The sequence below is a fragment of the Magnetospirillum sp. UT-4 genome, from assembly GCF_902729435.1.
Classification (GTDB): Bacteria; Pseudomonadota; Alphaproteobacteria; order Rhodospirillales; family Magnetospirillaceae; genus Magnetospirillum.
In genome coordinates, this window is record NZ_CACVCG010000120.1 from 1 (window position 1) to 1174 (window position 1174).

At 69.5% G+C, this 1174-nt stretch carries 1 protein-coding gene; it reads left to right on the top strand.

Features of this window, described 5'->3' with window-relative positions; all coding sequences use genetic code 11:
• Positions 1-1174 (top strand): methyl-accepting chemotaxis protein (locus tag MTBUT4_RS15205; protein WP_173980548.1); only part of this gene is annotated, 1174 nt, incomplete at both ends.

The following is a 1174-nucleotide window of genomic DNA, read 5'->3' on the forward strand; positions in this document are numbered from 1 at the left end:
CCCCCATCAACAGCATGACCGGCGCCATGGGCGACCTGGCCGGCGGCAAGCTGGACGTCGACATCCCGGCCCTCGACCGCCATGACGAGATCGGCGCCATGGCCAAGGCGGTGCAGGTGTTCAAGCAGAACGCCATCGACAAGGTCCGCATGGAGGCCGAGGCCCGCGCCAAGGAGGAGGCCGAGCGGGAAGCCGAACTGGCCGCCCGCAAGCGCGAGGCCGCCATCGTCGCCGAGGTCGCCGAAGTGGCGTCGGCGGCGTCGAAGGGCGACCTCGACCGTCGCATCGACCTGGCCGGCAAGGACGGCTTCCTGCTCGATCTGTGCCAGGGCGTCAACAACCTGGTGCACCTGACCGGCATCGCGCTGAAGGACGTCGCCAGCGTGCTGTCGTCGGTGGCCGAGGGCGACCTCACCCAGCGCATCACCAACGAATACGGCGGCGTCTTCAACCAGCTGAAGGGCGACGTCAACAAGACCGCCGACAAGCTGTTCGAGATCGTCACCAACATCAACTCGGCGGCCGGGCAGATCGGCTCGGCGGCGTCCGAGGTGTCGGCCGGCTCGCAGGACCTGTCGGAACGCTCGGAGCAGCAGGCTTCGGCGCTGGAGGAGACCGCCGCGTCCATGGAGGAGCTGGCCGCCACGGTGCGCCAGAACGCCGCCAACGCGCAGCAGGCCAACCAGCTGGCGGCCGGGGCCCGCGAGGTGGCGGCCGGCGGCGGCCAGGTGGTGTCGGAAGCCATCACCGCCATGGGCCGCATCGAATCCTCGTCGCAGAAGATCGAGGACATCGTCGGCATGATCGACGAGATCGCCTTCCAGACCAACCTGCTGGCCCTCAATGCCGCGGTCGAGGCGGCCCGCGCCGGCGACGCCGGCAAGGGCTTCGCGGTGGTGGCGCAGGAGGTGCGCAACCTGGCCCAGCGTTCGGCCCAGGCGAGCAAGGAAATCAAGACCCTGATCGCCGAAAGCTCGACCCAGGTGCGCTCGGGCGCCGACCTGGTCAAGGGCGCCGGCAAGACCCTGGAGGACATCCTGGGCAGCGTGAAGCGGGTCGCCGACATCGTCGCCGAGATCGCGGCGGCGTCGAGCGAACAGGCCTCCGGCATCGACCAGGTCAACTCGGCGGTCACCCAGATGGACGAGATGACCCAGCAGAACGCCGCGCTGGT